We start from the raw sequence: 20,815 nt of genomic DNA on the forward strand, positions 1-20,815 counted from the left end.
TAATGCCTTCTATAGGTAAGATCCTCTTCGGCTCAATGCCTAGAACCAGGAGTATTGCAAGAGCTATCTCAAGATATGAGTCTGGGAAAGTGCCTAAGGAGATTCTTGATGAGAGCTATAGATCTTCTCTAAAAAGATTTCTAGATCTTGCCTTCTCATATGATTTTGCTAGAGTTAGCGATGGGATGTACAGGTGGGATGATCTATTTAATCCTCTAGCATCATATCTAGGAGCTGAAGTGAATGGTCTGAGAAGGTTTTATGATAATAACTTCTTCTACAGACAACCAGTCTTCAGGAAGAAAATCGAGTATGACAAGGCTCATATTTCAACAACTCTCATCGAGGATCTTAAAATACTAAAACAGGAACACAGAATCCAAAGGCTTTCAATATCTCTCCCAGGACCTCTGACACTGGCTCGCAACTCTATCATAGAAAAATCAGTATACTCCTCACACTTAGACCTTGCAAGAGACTATGTTGAGAAAGTTGTTCTTAGAGAACTTGAGACAGCTCTTAGAGAGGGTGTGAGGAATCTAGACCTTCACGAGCCTGAGCTCGGTTTTGAAGATCTCTCAGAAGAATACGTGAATCTATATAGGAGAATCACCGACCATATGCCAGGACATATTTGGATCATAGTATACTTCGGATATAATCCTGGCAATGTGAGAAGACTTGCTGAAATATCTTCAGAGAAAAATATGATACCGGTAATAGACCTTATATCAAGTTCTGTTTCAGTAGAAACCTTTGCAGAAGATGCGAGAAAAAGTAGAGAGGTGGGAGTAGGTATAATAGATAGTAGGAATACAAAGATAGAGAAATTAGAGAATCTGAGAGATCTTATATCAAATATTGAGAAGAATCTAAGAGATACCGAGAGGATTTATGTAACTCATAATACTAATCTAGAGTTCCTACCTGAGAGGATTGCAATGAGAAAGATAAGGTTGCTAGGTAGAGTAGTCTGAGAATCATCTGATTAGCTAAAATCTCTTGGATTAAGAAGAGATCATGTGTGCATAGAGGTTTTTAATGAAGATCTTCTGATCAATTCTTTTGGGATCTTGAGAATTTGAATAGCTGTTTGGATCTGTACCATGTACTGAGGTACACCCATAGGATCGAAACCTACTCTCATTACATAAACTATGCTGGGTTTAACCTTGAGAATGCTTCCATCTTCTATTTTCACCTCAAGCCACTGGCATTCTCCTCTAGATTTGAATCCTATGAACTCAGGCTGGGTCTGAGGTTTCTTATGTGGTGATACAGATAGATATCTGATCTGAAAGCTAGCTCCTACAGCGTATACAGGAGCTCCTGTATTAGGATCACTCCCTATCCTAGCTATCTGTGCTATATAAGGTTTCACAGAAATATTGCTGCCATCAGCTAGCTCAAGATCTATCCATTCACATTCACCGGAAACTTCAAATCCTAATATCTCAGCTTCAAAACTCATCTTAATCCTCGATAATATCCTTAGCAAGGCTAATTAATTTGAGGCTTTCACTTATCAGAGCTTTGGCCCTTCATCATGTTCAGGTTGTTCTAACTCATCATCTTCTACCTTCTACATATATTTCTCACTGAAATCTTTTAATAATATTCTATTAATTATTTTGCTCTATTTTATCTCGAGAATCATGTCAGTCAGATCCTTTACAGCTGCTTCAAATTCTTCTTCAAACATCTTATGAGGAAGCTCAATGGAGTACAGAGGTTTTAGAAATCTGATCAGGTCTCTTGTGGTAGGCCATGAAATCATTTTATTCTTACTATACATCTCTGAGGGGTAGTGGATGTTGAAGACCTTTCTATATTCGTCTCCTCTATACATAAGTACTCTGCCTGGGGTAGTTATGAGAATTACATCTGATTCTAGAGAGTGCAGATTAGGTGCTGATGAATCATTAAAGCTTTCGACAACTACAATATCATGTCTCCTGAAGATCTCTTCCAGACATCTATCACTATGTATAACACCTTCCCAGAGTATTTCCTCCAGATCTGCTGCTGAAATCTCTTCAGGTCTGGAATTAAGTCTTTCGATCAGAAGATCTACTTCTTTTTTTAATGCTCCGCTAAGAAGTCTATAGTTATCCTTAACAATATAATGTTTTGAAGGATATCTCTGCGAGGAATTATCGCAGAAGCTGATTCTTATCATAATAGATGACTCGATAGAGGATGAGAAAAGCATTTTATAGAGCAACATTTGATCTATCCTACCATCACGAGCTACATCGTATGGCATTGTAGCTATGTCCAGAGGATTTATAATTTCATAGGGATCATCAGAACCAGCATTTCTCCTAAGCTCCACAACATCATGCCCCAGTAGAATTCCTTCATCTATAGAGTAGTAGAAGGTATCAGCCTGATACCAAAGACTATGACCGGCTATAGGCTTTGAAACACCTATATCAAACCCTTTCTCGCGTAAAAATCTTGCAATCTCTTTAGCTACTGTAGTCTTCCCAGAATCATGTGGTAGAAGCCCTGAGATAAGGATCCTAATGCTTTTCAAGGACCTCTCCTCAGATATTAACGAGGGCTTCAGAATTTTAAAATTAGTTTAACTTGTTAAGAGCTCTATGCAAGAAGATCTTATTATACTATCTAGAGAAAATAATTCTTATGATCCCATTATAGAGTATTATTGCTGAGAAAACTAGAAGTGTTGTGAACGAGAAGATTTTTACTATGAGAATCGTAGCTCTACTACTCTTGTAGTAGCCTTTTCTTACAGCTAGAGGAAATAATATGATCCAGAGTAGTATGGCTATAAACAATCCTAAAACTGCTGAGAATCCAAATATAGAAATGAAAGAGAGACCTGCTGTAAGCCACCAGAGGATCTGGTATGGATTTGTAACTCCGAGAACCAGAGACGTGACATATGCCATCAGAATCCTAGAGCTGTTATCAGGGTTAGAGTTTCCTCTCTGACTCTCCTCACTACTTCTCAGAATAGTTATAGCTAGAATCAGCATGTATAAACCTCCTGAGATATAGAAGATCTCGATAGGAAGGCTTCTCACCAGCTCGTAGGTTTTATATGTAAGAATCATAAAAAGAAGATCTGCTGTAAGAGCTCCAGCACCTGTTGAAAAACCTAAAGAGAAAGATCTGATAGATCTTGCAGCTATGAGAGCGTTCATAGGACCTGGAGGAACAGCTAGTGAGAGTCCGTAAAAGAATCCATAGATAAAACTTTTTACGATCTCTGAGAAGATTGACACCTCTCACATCTTTAATTTCTTGATATCTCTACAAGAAATTAAATACCTAGTCATCTAAATCTAGGAAGACAACCAACTTTTTGATCTCGATTAATACCTAAAACTTATTTAAAATAATATGATCTTTACCCACGAGATTATCTTTTAATTTCTAATATTTTATTGATAAGAAATACCTCTACTCAAAATATTTTTATTGAACTTTTCTCGCATATTCTAAACCCTTTAAAAAGGGGTATAGGTTTTTAAGCATTGAAAATTTTAAATATAGAGGTGCGGTTATATGGGTGAAGAAATTGTTTTTGTTAGGAGAGCTTCAGGACTTATCAGAGAACTCGGCTGGTTTGACATAGCTATATGGGCTCTTGCAACACCTGCAGCTTCTGGCATGACATACTATACTGTTAAGATTCTTGGAGACCCCAGTGCTTATGGAGGTAATATAGCTCTTGCATTCTTCATAGCTGGATTAATGTTTCTACCCCTGGTGATAGGTTTTGCTCTCATAGTTGCTTCATACCCTAGATCCGGAAGTCTCTATGTATTTGTATCGAGAACAATACACCCGGTTCTAGGCTTTCTACCATTCTGGTACTTTATTGTGGGTGGAGGTTCTGCTATTGCGTCAGGCTTCCTGCTATTCATAGGGGTGAAAGCTCTGAGCGGTCCTCTCGTGGTAGCGGGTTTGTCTAGTGGTAGAGAGGATCTTATAAGTCTGGGAGAAGCTTTCACGAATCCTATTAATCAAATGATTATAGCAATGATCCTTGTTGCAGTGATCTGGGCTATAAATTACATGGGGATGAAGATCATCAAGTGGGTTATGAGAATAATGACACTACTACCTCTAACAGTCACAGTAGTAGTGCTGATAGCATTATTAACACTAGGTCCTGGAGGAGGTGTCTCCAGATTTGATTATATATTCGGAGCTGGAGTTTCTGATAAGATCATGCAGGCAGCATATAATGAAACTATTGCTAAATCCTACGGCATATCAATACTCACACCAAATGATGTGCTTACAGGAACATACGGAATGCTACTATGGACCTTATGGGCGTGGACAGGTCTTGAGATCGTGACTTTCGTAGGCAGCGAGGTTAAAGATCCTTCGAGAAGTTATTTAAGAGGATATGCCGTAGGATTTATAATGGTTATGATTCTATATCTTGCTAATGCAGCGATCCTTCCATGGGTTTTCAATTATAATTTCCTTGCTGCATACTCCTACCTTAAGTATGAGCACGAGGATGTTCTAAAAAGCATTCTCCAAGGCAAGCCAGCTCCAGATGCTTCAGTACCATTCTATGCCGCCATAGCTTTTCCAAATCCTATTATTGCAATAGTAATAGGTCTGGCATACTTCTTATGGTATTTCAACACGGTAATACCCATATGGGTTGGTGGTGTGAGAGGATTTTTTGCAATGGCTTTCGACAGAGCTCTGCCCGAGAAAATAGCTGAGGTGTCTCCGAGATGGGCTGCACCTACGTGGGCTAATCATGTCACAGCTCTGCTAGCTCTCTTCGGAGCATTCATGACGCTTCTAGAGAACATGGGCTACGGGCTTGCAACAGCTTTGATCTCTTTCCTAGACTTCAGCGTCTTTCTATTCGTATGGCCTGTAGGTCTTGCTCTCATGCTAGTCCCATGGTGGAGACCTGAGCTTTTCGAGAGAATGGTGTTTCCATCAAAAATTCTAGCTACAGCTGTTGGAACCATTATATTTGGCTTAGGCTGGTTCTTCATGATACTGACATCATATACAGAACCTATGATTGTTCTCATAAACATTCTCGTAGGAGTTATAGGCTTGCTAATCTTCACCTACATGGCTGCTAGAAACAGAGCTAGAGGAATAGATCCTTCTAAGATCTATGCTCAAATACCTCCAGCATAAGGTTTTAAAAATGTAAAGACTTTTTTAAGTATCCTCGTATAATTAATATTCAGAAGATGGTGATCAGATGATTAGAATATTCTTCTCGGTAGACGTCCACGGATCAACTCTTGTATGGAGAAAATGGCTTAAAGCCTTCGAACTCTATAAGGTGAACACTCTAATCTTATCAGGAGATCTTACCGGAAAGGTTTTGGTACCTATAATCAGGAGATCTAGTGGAATTCACACTGCAAGGTACTTTGGAAGAGTGTGGGAGCTTAAGAATGAGGAAGAGATCAGAGCATTCGAAGAAAGGCTTGAAGGTGCTGGAGCATATTATGTGAGAGTTGATGAGAAAGAACTTGAAGATCTAAAAGCCTCACCGGAGAAAGTGAATAAACTGATCATTGAGAAGATGATTGAAAGACTTAGAAAATGGCTTGACATGCTTGTTGAGAAGATTGATACTAGGAAGGTCACGACTATTGTAATGCCTGGAAACGATGATGAGTATGTAATCGATGATGTGATTAAAGAGTATAGTGATAGAGGTGTTATATATCCTGTTGATAGAGTTGTAGAGCTAGGTGATGCTGAGATGATCTCATGTCCATATGTGAATCCTACCCCGTGGAACACTCCTCGAGAGATGAAAGAAGGAGATTTGGAGAAGTATCTTGAAAGGCAGATCTCAAAGCTTAGGAAGCCTTCAGAAGCGGTTTTCAATATACATCCTCCACCATATAACACGCATCTAGATCTAGCTCCTATGCTTGGTAAGGATCTGAAGCCTGTAACAATAGCTGGAGTAGTTCAATATGAGCATGTAGGAAGTAAAGCTGTGAGAAAGATCATAGAGAAATACCAGCCTTTAATAGGATTGCATGGTCATATACATGAATCTGGTGGTATGGATAGAATTAAGAAAACAATTGTTGTCAACCCAGGCAGTGAGTATAGTGAGGGTGTTTTAAAAGGGTTCATAGTAGAAATCGATGGAGGAAAACTTATAAATTATTGGAAGGTTGAGGGTTGATGAGTCTAGGTAGAAAAGTTTCTCTTCCAGCAGATGAGTTCGTTAGAGAAGCTATTAATATAATAGATCGTGCTAGGGATAGAGGTGTTATTCTAAGAGTATTAGGAGCAGTAGCGATATATATACACTCTCTAGATAAACCAGATACTCTTAAAATCTATAATGTTATGAGAAGATTCGAGGGAGAAGAAGCTGTTTTCACAGACCTAGATCTAATAGGATATAGTAAGCAGAGGAAGAATGTAATCGAATTCTTCGAAAAAGATCTCAGGTTTAAAACAGATCCTTACGTTAAAGCTTTATTTGGAGCTAAAAGACTTGTATACTATCATCCTCAGGATTTATATCATGTTGATATATTCTTCGACAAACTAGAGTTCAGCCATGATGTAGAATTCGGTAGCACTCCTGGAAGGGGGAGACTTGAGCTGGATTATCCTACGATATCACTGGCAGATATAGTTCTCGAGAAACTTCAGATCCATGAGATAAACAGAAAAGATCTTGTGGATCTCATAGTATTATTTCACGGACATCAACTCTGTAGAGAGAGGGGTGTTATTGATAGAGATTGTATAGATGATGATTATATAGCAGATATACTATCCAGAGACTGGGGGTTCTGGTATGATGCAACTACTAATCTGAGAAAACTTGCGTATATTGTGTCATCAGAGTTCTCAAGCATAGATCCTGAATCTTCTAGGATTGTACTTCAGAGAGTGGATCTTCTTCTTAGCTCAATAGATCAGAAGCCTAAGTCTAGAGATTGGATCAAAAGATCTAAGATAGGGACATCAAAACCCTGGTATAGAACGGTAGAAGAGCTAGAGAGATAAACCAAGTCTGGTATAATGGTTTTAGTGACATCTTAAGACATAATCTATATTTTATATACTTCTCTTCTCCTAAATATCCTCTTCAAAGACTTTTTTACCTGCCTTAGCGTCTTTACTTTCGTGATATTATAAAGATTGAACATATTATTTTTACATGGTGAGCTCTATATCACTTCCACTAGATACCGTGTTCAAGCTTATTCTCGAGAATATGAAGAGATCTGGAAATCCTATAGGAGTTGGTTCTGATATATGTGTTGAATGGTCTCGAGGGCTTGATCTTCCGAGAGGTGGTAGGAGTGTTATATATACCTCATGTATGTATCAGATGGCTCCTTACATTAAGCGTTTTGTGGATCAAATCGAGAGATTAGAAGGTTTAAAAGGTTCTAGCGTGGTGCTCAGGCTTGGAAGTATCTTGGGAAGATTCATAGATCTCTCAGCGATTCTGAGGATTCCTGAAGATGAGATCAAGAGATCCTCAAATATAATAAGAAACATAGTATCCGCTCTTAGAAGAGTAGATAGAGATCTTGGATATCTTTATGAAGACGAACCATACAGCGGTGCTCTTCTATATGAGCTAGGTCTTGAAGAAGCTTTTGAAGAGCATATTAAGAAGGTTCTAGAAATTTTCAGAAGATATAAGGTTGAAAGAGTTTACACTATAGATCCTCATACACATCATGTTCTGAAGCATGTGTATCCCTCATATGTGGAGAAGCTCGATCTAGAGGTTGTACACTATCTTGAGGTTCTCTCTCGAGAAAATCTTGATCTCAAGAGAGAAGGTTCTTCGGAAGAGAATTCTTACGTTATTCACGATCCATGTCTTCTGGTTAGATATTCAAATATAATAGATCCTCAGAGAATTGTTCTGAACAAGCTTAACGTGAGATTTCAAGAACCTCTGAGAAGTCGCGTGAGAACAAGATGTTGTGGAGGTCCTATAGAATCTATAGCTCCTAGAGTTTCAGGTTCTGTAGCACGTGTGAGACTTGAAGAGCTTACGAAATACTCTAACAAGATCATTGTTATGTGTCCTATATGCTATGTTAGTCTTAGCAGGTATTCTAAAGATTATAATGCCATGATACACGATCTCGCTGAATTCCTAGGGTGAGCCTGCTTGAGAGAAGTTTATGAAAAACTGAGAAAAACTCTTGATGATAAGGAGATGAGAGATCAGATTACAAGGATTACTACAGAGTCTTCTGATAAGATATGGAGACTACTAGAAGAGTATCCTCACATAGTTGCATGGGCTGAGGAGGTTAGAAAGATTAAGGAGATGGTGTTAAGAGATCTCGAAAATTATATTGAGAAAGCTATGAGAAGTATTGAGAAGATGGGTGGCAGAGCATACCTCGCCAGAGATGGTGAGGAGGCGAGGAGGATTATAAGAGATATAATAGGATCTAGCAAGATCGTTATTAAAGCTAAGAGCATGGCTACTGAGGAGATCGAGTTAAACAAATTTTTAGAGGATTTAGGTGTGGAAGTAGTGGAAACAGATCTAGGCATGTTCCTCGTACAGATACTTGGAGAAGAACCTTCTCATCCTGTAGCTCCTGCAATCCACATAACCAGAGATAGAATCATAAAAGGACTTAAGAAGATCCGTATTAGAATACCTGACACAGCCTCTCCAGAGGAGATAGCGTCTGCTGTGAGAGATTATCTAAGGAAGAAGATATTCTCAGCTAGTGTAGGGATCTCGGGCGCGAATTCTCTTGCTGCAGATACAGGAGCTATAGTGCTTGTAGAGAATGAGAGTAATATAAGACTTGTCACATCAATACCAGAAAAACACATAGCACTAATCCCTGTAGATAAGATCATGCCATCACTTGAGGATGCTATAAAAGCTGCTCTGGTTCAAGCCGCTTATGACGGGCTCTATCCACCTACGTATCTTAGTATTATAACAGGTCCTAGCTCTACAGCCGATATAGAGCATAAGAGAGTTATAGGAGCTCAAGGACCTAGAGAACTTCACATAGTGCTTCTCGATAACGGAAGGCTTAGAATCTCTAGAGATCCTATTTTCCACGAGATTCTTAAATGTATTAGATGTGGTAGATGCGTGTTCGAATGCCCGATCTACCAGTCTATAGGACCTGGATTCGGGTTTAAAGGTTTTAATGGTCCTATGGGTGTTGTATGGCTTTATGTACTAGGAGAATTCGAGGCAGCAGGATATCTGAGCATGTTATGCGCCCACGCTGGGATTTGTCGCGAGGTATGTCCTATGAAAATAGATCTGCCTAAACTTATTACAAGAATAAAATCTATGCATGTTAGGAAAATCCTCTCAGAATCTCAGGATAAGGCCTCATAGAATTCAGATTATTTTCTAGAGTTAAGCAACCTTCTCATAGCCACAACCACGCCGGGTATATCTATTCTGGCAGGACATGCAGGCACACATGCTGCGCAGAGAAGGCATGTGTATATGTACTCGTATGTAGCCTTAGAATATATCCCTTCGAGGTAGAGTAGAGATACTCTAATTCTCCCCCTAGGACCGTAGCCTCTCAAGCCATTGATATCTATGGTGGGGCATTCAAACTCGCAGAATCCGCAGAAAACACACTTTGACACTTCTCTCCTTATAAACTCTATATCTTTTTCTTCACTTCTCAATAGGTATCACTCTACCTGGATTTAGAATCCCTCCCGGATCGAATGTCTTTTTAATTTCTCTCATTAGGTTCAAGGTATGCTCTGATTCTCTGTATCTGAACTCTTCTCTGAGAAGCTCTATCTTCATAGTACCTATACCATGTTCAGCGCTGACACTTCCTCCTAATCTGACTGCTTCTAAGGCTATTTCTCTCCCCATTTTCAAGACTAGATCTCTGTCCTTAGGATCCTCAAGATCTCCTTCGAACTTGGGATGTAGATTCCCGTCTCCTATATGACCTCCTACATAGATCTCTCTAGCATATCTAGTGCTTATACTCTCTAGAGTGTTCAGATAATCTTGGATCCTTGATATCGGGACTACCACATCTTCTATAATTATATATTTCATCTTTCTAGCTCTAACAGTTGCAGGATACATAGATCTTCTTAACTGATATATCTTATCAAAATCAGGATCTCTATCTGTAGCCATGTAATAACTTTTTATACCATGTCTGGAGAGTATCTCTACGGCTCTTCTGAAGATCTCGTCAGCTTGTGAGGATCTTTCTAACTCGAAATCTGTTATAATAGCATGTCCTTCTCCGAAGTATATTCCTGTAACCTCTTTAACTTTTTCTACAATCTTATCCGACATATACTCTGAGATCAGAGGAACTCCAAACTCTTCTCTGAGATCTAGAAATGCTCTAAATGCCTTCTCAAAAGAATCCGAGTAATACAACAACCTCGCAATACTCCTCGGCTTAGGCCATAGCTTTAGAATTGCACTTGATATAATCCCTAGCGTGCCTTCAGATCCTACTAGAAGCCTTACCATGTCATATCCTTGCCTGCATTTTACAGTTCTACAGCCAATCCTATGAATCCTTCCTAGACCATCTACGAACTCGAGTCCTAAAACCCAATCTCTCATAGTACCATATCTAGCTCCTCTAAGACCTCCGGCTCCTGAGGCTATGGCGCCGCCAAGTGTAGCAGCTTTAGAGGAAGCTGGATCTACGGGGAAGAAAAGTCCTGATCTATTCATCTCTAGATATTCGTTTAATTCTTCAATTCTTATACCAGCTTCTGCGATTATATATCTATCAGTTCTAGAGAACTCTATAACTCTTCTCATACGCCCAGTGTATATTATTACACCATACTCAAGCTGTGTAAATTGATTCAGAGATGTAATACTTATAACAGAAGATCCTAGGGCTAGACTTGTTGCAGCTCCTTGAGGTATCACAGGAATCTTCTCCTTATAACATAGTTTAACAATCTCGCTAATCTCTCTCGAACTCTCCGGAGACACTATAATAAATCTTCTAGAGAGATCCTTAGGTAAGAGAGGAAAAGAAACTGCATCAACACTGTGAAGACCTAGCACAACAGGATCCTGAGAAACCTTATCGGAGCCTACAAGCTTCTTAATTTTACCATATATCTCTTCAATCTTCATAGGAGTAGGCCTTCTAACTAATATAGTGGAGAAGTAGTTAAAATTAGTTATTAAAAGGAGATCTTCGGGATATTTATATTGTTCTCCTAAGACTAGAATTCCCAGAATCTAGATTAGATCTTCGCATTATTCTTCGAAAACATGAATCTGAGGATTAAATCACCATCAAAAAACTCCTCTCATCGCAAGATCATTCTCACAAACCTTCTAACTCTTCTGCATAATTCAAATCACTTAATGATCACTTAATAGGGATCAAGTAGATCTAGTATAAGAAGATCGGAAAAGATCGAAGCTTTCTATAGAGTTGAATTCTTTTAAGTTCTCATAATAATTCTCTATATGACGAGTGGTGGATGAGGATGAGCAAGGCATCTCATATAAGATTTAAAACACCTCCTGAGATCGCTGAGAAAGCATATGAGCTAGTTTCTAAGGCTAGAACTAGTGGTGGGAAGATCAAGAAAGGTGTTAATGAAACCACCAAGGCTGTTGAAAGAGGCGAGGCTAAGCTTGTTGTAATAGCTGAGGATGTTAATCCTCCAGAAGTTGTTCTTCATCTACCATATCTCTGCGAGGAGAAGAAGGTTCCATACATCTATGTTCCTAGCAAGGCTAGACTTGGTCAGGCAGCTGGAATACAAGTTGCGGCTTCATCGGTGGCTATCATAGATCCTGGAGATGCTAAGGATCTTTTAAACGAGCTTGTTAAAGCTTATAACGAGCTTAGAGTAAAAGGCTGATGATTTTTTCCTTATAAATTCTTGCTCGAATAACTTTTTAGAGGGCTTAGAGTTGAGCTTAGCTCAGATACTTAAAGGACTTGCCTTTTCACAGGTAATGATACTAGCATACTCTCTCGTACTCACCTTCTTCCCACAATACTACCAGTATATTATAATCCTTGTGTTCATAACATTTCTTTCCTACTCATTTTTAGTATCTTTTAGAAGAATGAGATCTAGTACTAGAAGTAGTGATGCTGAGTATGTGAGAAGTGGTAGAGTATTTGTTAAAGCCCAGCCTAGTAAGGTTATAGAGTTGATAAATAAAGATGATAAACTGATCCATGATATGAGACCTCAGATGAGATTTATGGCTTCCTCACTCATAGCTCTTCCGATAGTATTCATCATATACTATCCATATATAGAGTTTGTGATGCCTTACTTCAGATCTTTTGATGGTATTATATACTCCTTCATAGGTTATCTAATATTATTCGAATTGTTATTCATGACACCATGGATCATAAACAGATTTTTTATAATGAAAGGAGATATAAGAATGATCCAACCTCTGAGAGATTACATAATAACCTCCAGAGGAATTCAAGCTACTGGTCTGCTACTGAAGTTTCCCGCAGATTCTTCCGGGTATAAGGTTTATTGTAATAAAAAGAGAAGATTCATAGATATAGAAGTACCTCCTCAAACCCAATCTCTTACAGGAGCTAGAATAGTTCCTATCTACAGACTCTATATGAGTGAAAGCGATCTTTTGAAAGCTATAGAGTGCTTGGAAAAATTCGGAGGTTTTTCTGTGAGATGTGAGTGACTAGCATGAGTGACAGAGATCATGAACTTTTCAAAGGAAGGAAAGAAGAGAAGAGATACTTCGACTCAGATCTTCTAGAGACAGTTGAAGAAGTCTTCGACAGTGCCACTATAGCTACCATATTAAATCTCATTAGATCCAAATGTCTGAAAAGAATTAAAGGAGTTATATCAGCTGGTAAGGAGGCTCGAGTGTACTGGGGCGAGAGTTTTGAAGGTAGAGACATAGCTCTTAAGATCTATTATGTGACAACCTCAGAATTCAGAAGATCTATATGGAAGTATCTTGCAGGAGATCCAAGGTTCGAGGATTATAAAGGTATGAATTGGAGGAGACTTATATATCTCTGGGCTTCCAAGGAGTATTCTAATCTAATTAGACTGAGTAAAGCTGGTGTGAGAGTGCCTAAGCCCTTGTGCAAGAAGAATAATGTCATAGTTTTAGAGTTCATAGGTAAGGAGGGTGTTAGAGCTCCACTACTTAAAGAAGCCTATGAAGAGAAACTTCTCTCTGAAGAGGATCTCAGGAGAATATATGAGGACTTAATAGAGCAGATTCATAAGATGGTTGTAGATGCCGGGATAGTTCATGCTGATCTAAGTGAGTATAATATTATGATATATGAGGGGAAGCCTTATATAATAGACGTCTCTCAGGCAGTATCCGTAAAAAGTGCAAATGCTCTCGAATTTCTAAGACATGATATATATACTATAGTGAATTTCTTTAGAAGAGCTGGAGTTGAGACAGAAGATCCTGAGCATATTATGAGAAAACTTCTTGATGAACTTGATATTGCATAATCCGAGAAATTGAAATTATTCATATTAAGTTCTGGAGTATCTCTATACTATTCTTTGAATCTCTCCTAATTTTTAGTTTTAATAATAGATATTGATAGATATTCTATGAGAATGAAGAATAAGTATGAAAATTCTTATCTCGAGAGTAGCGAGAGGAGAATTCTAGTGAGAATATCAGATCCTCTACCGCTTATAGGTCATATAGCTTTTGGGATTATTGACAGAGGTAGTAATATTCTCCAGGTCAGACCTTTCTCCGCATGTCCTTTCTCATGTGTTTTCTGCTCGGTTGATGCAGGTCCTCTGAGTAGGAGTAGAATTGCTGAATTCATCGTAGATCTGGATCACCTGATCGAATGGGTTATGTATGCTCTCAGACACAAGATCTCTAAGAAGATTCATATTCTAATCGATGGAGTTGGAGAACCCATACTCTATCCCAGGATCGTGGATCTTGTAGCAAGACTTAGAGAGATAGAGAGAATCGATGAGATAGCGATCGAGACTAGAGGTTCTATAAGAAACCCAAGACTTTATAGAAGACTATGGGAGGCGGGTTTGAATAGAATTAACATCTCTATAGATACTCTAGATCCTCAGAAAGCCTCTAGACTTACTAATACAAATTGGTACTCTCTAGACCAGGTTTTGGAAGTAATCACTGAAGCCAATTCTATAGGACTTGATATAACGCTTACACCTCTATGGATACCAGGGGTTAATGATGAAGATCTGATTTCTTTAATAGAGTGGGTTAAGAAGAATATTAGAAACAAAAGATCTCCTTCTATAGCTATTCAGAAGTATATAGCCCATAAGAGAGGGAGAAAGATACCTGGAGTGAGAGAAGTTGGATGGAATTACTTCTATGAATTCCTAGAGAAACTTGAGAAGAAAACAGGTGTTAGATTGATTCTAAGACCTGAAGATTTCAACATAAAACCTGACATGCCTGTTCCGAAGACTATGAGAACTGGTGAGAGTATTAGGATGAAGCTTTACTCGGTAGGATGGTTGAGAGGAGAGTACATAGCTTATGCGAGGGAGAGAGTTGTAACACTAGTATCGGAAGAGAAACTTGAGAATATAAGAGATATAGAGATCATAGGAAGAGTGATTCATGATAAAGATAACATATATATTGCAAGATTAGATTAGAGAAGGATTGAAGAAGATTTTTAATACTCACGTGTGTATTGAACTTGGTGAATATATAGAATGAGCAGAACAACAGAAAAATCTATGTGCAGAGAAGAAGTGAGACTGGCTATAATAGTCTCTGAATTTAATTTTGATATAACCAGGATAATGCTTGAGAAAGCTCAGGATCACGCTCAATTCCTAGGAGCTAAGATCTCTCACGTGCTCAGAAGTCCTGGAACATTTGATATACCTCTTCTGGTTAGAAAAGTGATAGAGAGAGAAGAAGTTGATGCGGTAGTAACACTAGGAGCCGTTATAGAAGGTGAGACAGAACACGATGAAGTTGTAGCACATCAAGCTGCTAGAAAGATACTAGATCTATCTGTTGAATTTGGCAAGCCTGTCACTCTAGGTATCATAGGTCCTGGAGCTACAAGACTTCAAGCACTAGAAAGAGCTGAAGAGTATTCTAGAAGAGCTGTTGAAGCCGCTGTAAAGCTTGTGAGAAGAATCAGAGAACTCGAGTGTAGATGAGAAAAGCATGTGGTTGCCCCTGCTGTTTATACGGGTTTGTTAAGATGTTTTTGATTATCTTGGGTATCGTAGCTGTGGGCTTCCTCCTCAGCACATGCTCACCATTCGCAGGATCTTCGGAGGCTACATTGACGGGGCACAAGCTTAATCTTCAAAGTCTTCCTAATGATCTCGGCCTCCGCTCCCCACCACCCCTTCTATGATGTTTTCATCTTCCTGAACTTCTGGGATCGTTCACAGTATATCCTGGCGGCGAAAGATGTTACTATAGAGACGAAGTCCTCCACCAGCTCATCTGTATATCCCTTCTCACTCTCTTCTACAAACTCTACTCTAACGCCGTGCGACTCGAAGAAGCGGGTGAGGTATTCGAATCCGAATCTAGCCAGCCTGTCGCGGAACTCCACCACCACATCCATCTCATGCTTAACTTAACTGCCATGTTGAGAAGCTTCTGAAAGCCTTCACACCTCTCATTCAGACCTCTCGAGACATCTGTTACCACATCAACAACTCTATACCCCTTAGCTGAGCAGCAGCTTCTCAGTCTTTCAACTTGTCGTTCTAAGTTGCTATCTGTTTTCTGTTTATGCGATGAAACTCTAGCATATATAACGGCTCTAATCTCTCTTCTCACCACCGCTCAGAATCCTCATGAACTCGCTCTAAGGAACCATCCACAGCTTCCCGATCCTGAGAGTGCAGAGCTTTCCCTGCTTCATCCAGTTTTTAACAGTAGAAACACTAATATTCAGCAGCTCAGCAGCCTCACCAGTTCTATAGAGCTTCTCGGGCACCGCCTAGCATCTCTCATGATTCCAAACACCTATGACAGCTAAAACAGCTTGAAAACTTCTACGATAGACACAGTCTATAGATGCTTCTGAAAGCTTCTGGAGTGATGTAAATCTGTATAAGGGTTGGACCTTGTGTTAAGATTAATACTTAGAGCTGGATAGTGTTATATGGATATAGATGAGCGAGAAAACAGTAATAGAGCTACGCAATGTATCTAAATACTATCAGATGGGATCTGTTCTTGTAAGAGCACTTGATAATGTGAATCTAAAGATTCTTCAGAAAGATCTGATAGCTATTATGGGGCCCTCGGGATCTGGTAAGACAACACTGTTAAATATAATGGGGCTTCTAGACAGACCTACCTCTGGTAAGGTTTATTTTAAAGGTTTCGATGTCACCAGGTTAAGCGATTCCGAGATAGCTCTTCTGAGAAATAGAGGCATAGGATTTGTATTTCAATCATTCAACCTGGTTAACAGACTTACAGTATATGAGAATATAGAGCTACCTCTGATACCTAGAAGAATTCTCAAGAGTGAGAGGTATAAGATGGTTGTAGAAGCTCTTAGAATGTCCTCAGGAGATATCTCATGGCTCTATAAGAAACCCCTACAACTTTCAGGAGGTCAGCAACAGAGGGTTGCCATTGCAAGAGCTATTGTAGGAAGACCTGATGTAATACTAGCCGATGAGCCTACAGGAAATCTTGATAGAGTTTCTGCGAGAGAGGTTATGAGGACTTTTTTAGAGCTTAATAAACTAGGTCATACCATAGTGATCGTAACGCACGACCCCGAGGTAGGAAATTGTGCCGAGATCATCTATGAGATCAGAGATGGGAAGATTACTAGCAGTAAGAAAGGTGATAAGAGCATGTGTATAGCGTATAAAAACCTATAGATGGAACTCTACTATTATCTCATCTGAATATTCGTACTTATTAAATCAGACTTAGGATATTATTTTAGAAAAGGGTTGTAAGATGATCCTGTCAGACTTCGATTTGAAAGCCTATCTGAGTTCTGGAAGACTTAGAGTAGAACCTCTCGAACCTCTTATAATAAGAGAGAATGGACTTGATCTGAGACTTGGGAGAAGTTACTGTGAGTTAAAAGAGACTGAAGAGGTTTTAGATCCCTATACCGAGTGGGATCCTCTTAAGTTTTATGAGTGTAGAGAGAGTGATGATTACATCTTGAAACCTGGGAGAAAGTATCTTCTTCACACTCTAGAATACATAGCACTTCCTCCAGAACTTGTAGGAATAGTAGAACTCAGATCAACACTAGCTAGACTAGGACTTCTAATACCTCCCACGGTAGTGGATGGCGGTTTCGAAGGACAGCTCACTATAGAGGTTCACTCATCTTCTTTCCCTGTAAGACTGAGATCAGGATCGAGATTTCTCCATCTCATACTCATGAAAACAACAACACCCATTGAAAAGCCTTATAAAGGAAGGTATCAAGGGCAGAGAGATGTGATGCTTCCAAAGAGACCTCTAGAATATCCTTGAAGATAGGTAGAAAGCCTTATGGAGCTTATAAACATTATAACTCTTCTGATCATATCTTTTTTCGCAGGAGTAATAGGAAGTCTCACAGGCTTGGGAGGAGCATCTATCATAACACCAATCCTAGTAGGTCTGGGAATGCCTCTCAAGTACTCTATAGCGAATGCTATGATATCTGTTATAGCAACATCATCAGGTTCCTCCGCGGCATATGTTAGAGATAGACTTACCAATCCTAGGGCGGCGATGTATCTTGAGGTATTCACAGTATTAGGAGGGCTGATAGGCGCGTATATAACGCTAATCACTCCAGCTGTATATCTCTATTTCTTCTTCGCATTATTTCTTCTAACAATGCTTCTATTCTCTCAAAGAGTTTCATTGAATGAGAGTAGCCAGGATTCTGATGATGAGGATCTAGACAGGTTTTCAAGATGGCTTAACATAGGAGGAGAATTATACGAACCTTCTAAACGTAGCTTCATAAGATATAGAATGAGGAGAGCTCTTGTAGGAGGTCCTATGATGATGATCGCAGGAGTAGCAGCAGGATCCTTAGGCATCGGAGCTGGAGCTTTTAAAACAGCGATTCAAGAAACCATTCTAGGACTGCCTTCAAGAGTTGCAAGTGCTACGTCTAATTTTATAGTAGGAATGACAGGACTTGCAGCTGTATCTGTCTATATAGCTTCAGGTTATGTGAATCCATTTATAGGAGGACCTCTTACTCTGGGTACTGCTCTGGGAAGTATTCTGGGCTCTAGAATGCTTCCTCATATTAGTACGAAAATTCTGAGAATTCTCTCGATAGCCGTGGTTTTGTACCTGATTACTCAGATGTTCTATAAGGGTGTCACATCTCTATGGATCTAGAGGTAATGCTCGGATACATACTGATCATAGGCGTTATAATAGGGCTTATATTTCTAACACTAGGTCTAGCTCTATACTGCTACTCTCATGGTTTCTCAATAGATTTCTCTCAAAGCATAAAATATAGAGATCTTATCGGATGGATCCTGGCCTTACCCTCGCTACCTCTGCTCCAAAAGATCATATCCATAGGTCTTATAGCAATTATTATCACTCCATATATCAGAGTTCTAGCTTCTCTCGCATGGTTTACATATTTCAGAGATCTGAAGTTCATAGCATTCACTTCATTTGTTGCAGTGATGCTCACTCTATCAATATTAGGAATCTTAAGAACCCTATAGCCTAAGCTTAATGAAGATGAAAGAGGTATGGAAACCAGAATGAATCAATGAAAAACTATAAACCCTGTATAAGGGTTGAATCTCTTATCTCATCGAGTTAGTGATTAATATCTGATCTTCTCTTAACTAATTTTTTATTCTTCGTAAATATATACGGTAATACTCTTGAGACTAGCGGTAGACATAGGAGGAACTTTTACTGATGCTGTTGCAATAGACTCGAATGGTTTCATAAGATTTTATAAGACTCACACCACTCCTCGAAATCCAGAGATCGGATTTAGAAATGCTTTGATTGGAGGAGGATTTAAAGAAATTGAAGAAGTGATTCATGCGACTACAATAGCTACGAATACACTACTAGGTCAGATAGGTCTTGAGATACCTAAAGTCGCGCTTTTCACGACCGAAGGCTTTAGAGATATTATAGAGATCGGGAGACAGAACAGACCTGAGCTTTATAACATATACTTTAGAAAGCCTAGAACCCTGGTATCTAGAGAGATGAGATTCGAGGTGAAAGAGAGAATTAATGCGAGGGGTGAGGTCGTTAGAGAGCTTGATGAAAGAGATCTTGAGGAGAAACTATTGAGAGCAAGAGATCTAGGTGCTACTTCTATAGCTATATCATTCTTACACTCATATATAAATCCATCGCATGAGATGAGAGCTAGAGAAAAAGCTCTGAAATACTTTAAATACGTCACAGCATCATACGAAGTAGCTCCCGAACCTAGAGAGTATGAGAGAACTTCGACAACGGTAGTGAACGCTCTTCTAATGCCTATTGTCTCGAGATATGTAGAAGCTTTAAAAAGCATATTAGAAGAATTTAGAAATCCCTCACTATATATAATGACAAGCTCGGGAGGCTTTGTAGATCCGGAGGAAAGCATTAGAAGACCTGTTCAGATAATAGAATCAGGACCTGCTGCAGGAGTTATAGGATCTCAGGCTATTGCAGAAGCTCTGAAAATTGATAAGGTTATAAGCTTTGACATGGGTGGGACAACAGCTAAAGCCGGAACAATAGTGGGTGGAGAGATCGAGATAGTAACAGAATACGAAGTAGGAGGAAGATCTCATCATGGGAGGATTGTAAAAGGATCAGGCTATCCCGTGAGATACCCCTTCATAGATCTTGCCGAGGTATCTGCTGGAGGTGGTAGCATTATATGGAGAGATGAAGGAGGAGCTCTAAGGGTAGGACCTCTGAGTGCAGGCTCCGATCCAGGTCCTATGTGCTATGGTAGAGGAGGTAGCATGCCAACATTAACAGATGCAAATCTAGTTCTTGGAAGAATTGGCGAGACTCTTCTCGGAGGAGAGTTTAGAGTGAGCAGAGAACTAGCATTAAAAGGATTGAAATCTTTGGGGGATCCCATTGATATAGCTAGTGAAGCTCTTGAGATAGCGAATCTAGAGATGGCTAGAGCTATAAGAATCGTGACTGTAGAGAGAGGCTTCAATCCTCAAGACTTCACACTGGTAGCATTCGGAGGAGCCGGACCTCAGCACTCTCTAGATATTGCTGAGGAGCTCGGGATCAAAAGAGTATTAATACCACCACATCCAGGATTATTCAGCGCTCTAGGAATGCTATTCGCTGACGAAAGAATGGAGATTAGAAGTTCTTATCCGAGAGATCTTGAGGAGGAGTTCAGAAGACTTGAGGAGATTCTGAGAAGTAGAATGAGGAAGATAGATTTCTTCGTGAGATATGCTGATGTTAGATATGTAGGGCAGGGGTGGGAGCTCACCATACAGCTACCAGGTCAGGGATTGAGCATGGATCTCGTGTCAAAACTTTTTAACGAGAAACACAAGAGCGTGTATGGTTTCACCATGGACAGACCCATCGAGATTGTCACGATAAGACTTTTTGGTGTGGCTAGATATACGAAGCCAAGACTTCCAGATCCTTCGAGAGATCTTAATCCTGTGATAAGAGAGTATAGACATGTGTATATAGATGGTGAATGGGTTAGAGCTCCTGTATATGTTAGAGAAAGTCTTCCCATGAATTTCAAGATCGAAGGACCTGCAATTATTGAGGAGTATAGTTCAACCATCCTGATCAAGCCTGGATGGAGTGGTTATGTAGAGAAGTTCGGATCTATCATTCTAGAGAGGTGAT

At 39.5% G+C, this 20,815-nt stretch carries 24 protein-coding genes; 16 read left to right on the forward strand and 8 right to left on the reverse strand.

The annotated features are described in order from the left end of the window. The first annotated feature begins 2 nt into the window (after positions 1-2). Positions 3-977, forward strand: a complete 975-nt coding sequence (locus QXS89_03980) for a hypothetical protein (protein ID MEM3831332.1) — start codon at positions 3-5, stop codon at positions 975-977. Between the two features lie 41 nt (positions 978-1,018). Here QXS89_03980 and QXS89_03985 read toward each other — a convergent pair whose 3' ends face one another. The 3 genes from QXS89_03985 to QXS89_03995 form a co-directional block, all read right to left on the reverse strand. Further along, complete coding sequence (locus QXS89_03985) at positions 1,019-1,471, reverse strand: hypothetical protein (GenBank protein ID MEM3831333.1); 453 nt, start codon at positions 1,469-1,471, stop codon at positions 1,019-1,021. Between the two features lie 165 nt (positions 1,472-1,636). Then, entirely contained in the window at positions 1,637-2,539 is a 903-nt protein-coding gene (locus QXS89_03990; GenBank protein ID MEM3831334.1) for a hypothetical protein, read from the reverse strand. 88 nt (positions 2,540-2,627) lie between these two features. Beyond that, positions 2,628-3,254: a LysE family translocator gene (locus QXS89_03995; protein MEM3831335.1), complete on the reverse strand. Its 627-nt coding sequence runs from the start codon at positions 3,252-3,254 to the stop codon at positions 2,628-2,630. A gap of 283 nt (positions 3,255-3,537) precedes the next feature. Between QXS89_03995 and QXS89_04000 the strand changes: the two genes are divergently transcribed. The 5 genes from QXS89_04000 (at position 3,538) to QXS89_04020 (ending at position 9,355) form a co-directional block, all read left to right on the forward strand. Continuing rightward, positions 3,538-5,157: an APC family permease gene (locus tag QXS89_04000; protein MEM3831336.1), complete on the forward strand. Its 1,620-nt coding sequence runs from the start codon at positions 3,538-3,540 to the stop codon at positions 5,155-5,157. A gap of 67 nt (positions 5,158-5,224) precedes the next feature. Beyond that, the gene (locus tag QXS89_04005) at positions 5,225-6,175 is read left to right on the forward strand and encodes a hypothetical protein (GenBank protein ID MEM3831337.1); all 951 of its coding nucleotides are present in this window, start codon (positions 5,225-5,227) and stop codon (positions 6,173-6,175) included. Next, positions 6,172-7,014, forward strand: coding sequence for a hypothetical protein (locus tag QXS89_04010; protein ID MEM3831338.1), 843 nt, complete (start codon positions 6,172-6,174; stop codon positions 7,012-7,014). Before QXS89_04005 ends, QXS89_04010 begins: the two co-directional genes overlap by 4 nt. A gap of 154 nt (positions 7,015-7,168) precedes the next feature. Continuing rightward, positions 7,169-8,137 carry a (Fe-S)-binding protein gene (locus QXS89_04015; GenBank protein MEM3831339.1) on the forward strand — a complete coding sequence of 323 codons (969 nt, stop codon included), beginning with the start codon at positions 7,169-7,171 and terminating at the stop codon, positions 8,135-8,137. Positions 8,138-8,143: 6 nt separating this feature from the next. After that, positions 8,144-9,355, forward strand: a complete 1,212-nt coding sequence (locus QXS89_04020) for a lactate utilization protein B (protein MEM3831340.1) — start codon at positions 8,144-8,146, stop codon at positions 9,353-9,355. Positions 9,356-9,363: 8 nt separating this feature from the next. Here QXS89_04020 and QXS89_04025 read toward each other — a convergent pair whose 3' ends face one another. Together QXS89_04025 and QXS89_04030 are read right to left on the reverse strand one after the other, a co-directional pair. Continuing rightward, entirely contained in the window at positions 9,364-9,660 is a 297-nt protein-coding gene (locus QXS89_04025; protein ID MEM3831341.1) for a (Fe-S)-binding protein, read from the reverse strand. Further along, positions 9,650-11,110 (reverse strand): FAD-binding oxidoreductase, encoded by a 1,461-nt coding sequence (locus QXS89_04030; GenBank protein MEM3831342.1) that lies wholly within the window; start codon positions 11,108-11,110, stop codon positions 9,650-9,652. Before QXS89_04030 ends, QXS89_04025 begins: the two co-directional genes overlap by 11 nt. Before the next feature lie 362 nt (positions 11,111-11,472). Here QXS89_04030 and rpl7ae point away from each other — a divergent pair, with 362 nt between their 5' ends. The 5 genes from rpl7ae (at position 11,473) to ribH (ending at position 15,147) form a co-directional block, all read left to right on the forward strand. Continuing rightward, positions 11,473-11,853 (forward strand): 50S ribosomal protein L7Ae, encoded by a 381-nt coding sequence (gene rpl7ae, locus QXS89_04035; protein MEM3831343.1) that lies wholly within the window; start codon positions 11,473-11,475, stop codon positions 11,851-11,853. Positions 11,854-11,905: 52 nt separating this feature from the next. Then, the gene (locus QXS89_04040) at positions 11,906-12,667 is read left to right on the forward strand and encodes a DUF2208 family protein (protein MEM3831344.1); all 762 of its coding nucleotides are present in this window, start codon (positions 11,906-11,908) and stop codon (positions 12,665-12,667) included. A gap of 5 nt (positions 12,668-12,672) precedes the next feature. Next, positions 12,673-13,470, forward strand: coding sequence for a serine protein kinase RIO (locus tag QXS89_04045; protein ID MEM3831345.1), 798 nt, complete (start codon positions 12,673-12,675; stop codon positions 13,468-13,470). Positions 13,471-13,575: 105 nt separating this feature from the next. Beyond that, on the forward strand, positions 13,576-14,628 hold the full coding sequence (locus tag QXS89_04050; GenBank protein MEM3831346.1) for a radical SAM protein: 1,053 nt from the start codon (positions 13,576-13,578) through the stop codon (positions 14,626-14,628). Positions 14,629-14,712: 84 nt separating this feature from the next. Beyond that, positions 14,713-15,147, forward strand: coding sequence for a 6,7-dimethyl-8-ribityllumazine synthase (gene ribH / locus QXS89_04055; GenBank protein ID MEM3831347.1), 435 nt, complete (start codon positions 14,713-14,715; stop codon positions 15,145-15,147). Between the two features lie 197 nt (positions 15,148-15,344). On the opposite strand, the gene QXS89_04060 is transcribed toward ribH, so the two are convergent. Genes QXS89_04060 through QXS89_04070 form a run of 3 tightly spaced genes read right to left on the reverse strand, consistent with a single transcriptional unit; the run spans position 15,345 to position 15,944 of the window. Continuing rightward, a complete protein-coding gene (locus QXS89_04060) occupies positions 15,345-15,566 on the reverse strand; it encodes a hypothetical protein (GenBank protein ID MEM3831348.1) in 222 nt (73 codons plus the stop codon). Next, positions 15,476-15,787, reverse strand: a complete 312-nt coding sequence (locus QXS89_04065) for a recombinase family protein (GenBank protein ID MEM3831349.1) — start codon at positions 15,785-15,787, stop codon at positions 15,476-15,478. Before QXS89_04065 ends, QXS89_04060 begins: the two co-directional genes overlap by 91 nt. A 25-nt stretch (positions 15,788-15,812) precedes the next feature. Further along, the gene (locus tag QXS89_04070) at positions 15,813-15,944 is read right to left on the reverse strand and encodes a helix-turn-helix domain-containing protein (protein ID MEM3831350.1); all 132 of its coding nucleotides are present in this window, start codon (positions 15,942-15,944) and stop codon (positions 15,813-15,815) included. A 178-nt stretch (positions 15,945-16,122) separates the two neighbouring features. Here QXS89_04070 and QXS89_04075 point away from each other — a divergent pair, with 178 nt between their 5' ends. From QXS89_04075 to QXS89_04095, 5 genes are all read left to right on the forward strand, one after another. Then, complete coding sequence (locus tag QXS89_04075) at positions 16,123-16,848, forward strand: ABC transporter ATP-binding protein (protein MEM3831351.1); 726 nt, start codon at positions 16,123-16,125, stop codon at positions 16,846-16,848. A gap of 82 nt (positions 16,849-16,930) precedes the next feature. Then, on the forward strand, positions 16,931-17,464 hold the full coding sequence (dcd, locus tag QXS89_04080; protein MEM3831352.1) for a dCTP deaminase: 534 nt from the start codon (positions 16,931-16,933) through the stop codon (positions 17,462-17,464). An 18-nt stretch (positions 17,465-17,482) separates the two neighbouring features. Further along, positions 17,483-18,334: a sulfite exporter TauE/SafE family protein gene (locus QXS89_04085; protein ID MEM3831353.1), complete on the forward strand. Its 852-nt coding sequence runs from the start codon at positions 17,483-17,485 to the stop codon at positions 18,332-18,334. After that, on the forward strand, positions 18,325-18,678 hold the full coding sequence (locus tag QXS89_04090; GenBank protein MEM3831354.1) for a DUF1634 domain-containing protein: 354 nt from the start codon (positions 18,325-18,327) through the stop codon (positions 18,676-18,678). The genes QXS89_04085 and QXS89_04090 overlap by 10 nt, the downstream gene beginning before the upstream one ends. A 159-nt stretch (positions 18,679-18,837) precedes the next feature. Further along, positions 18,838-20,814 carry a hydantoinase/oxoprolinase family protein gene (locus QXS89_04095; GenBank protein MEM3831355.1) on the forward strand — a complete coding sequence of 659 codons (1,977 nt, stop codon included), beginning with the start codon at positions 18,838-18,840 and terminating at the stop codon, positions 20,812-20,814. Position 20,815: the final 1 nt, after the last annotated feature.

The sequence above is a fragment of the Sulfolobales archaeon genome (genome assembly GCA_038881635.1).
GTDB lineage: Archaea > Thermoproteota > Thermoprotei_A > Sulfolobales > AG1 > WYEN01.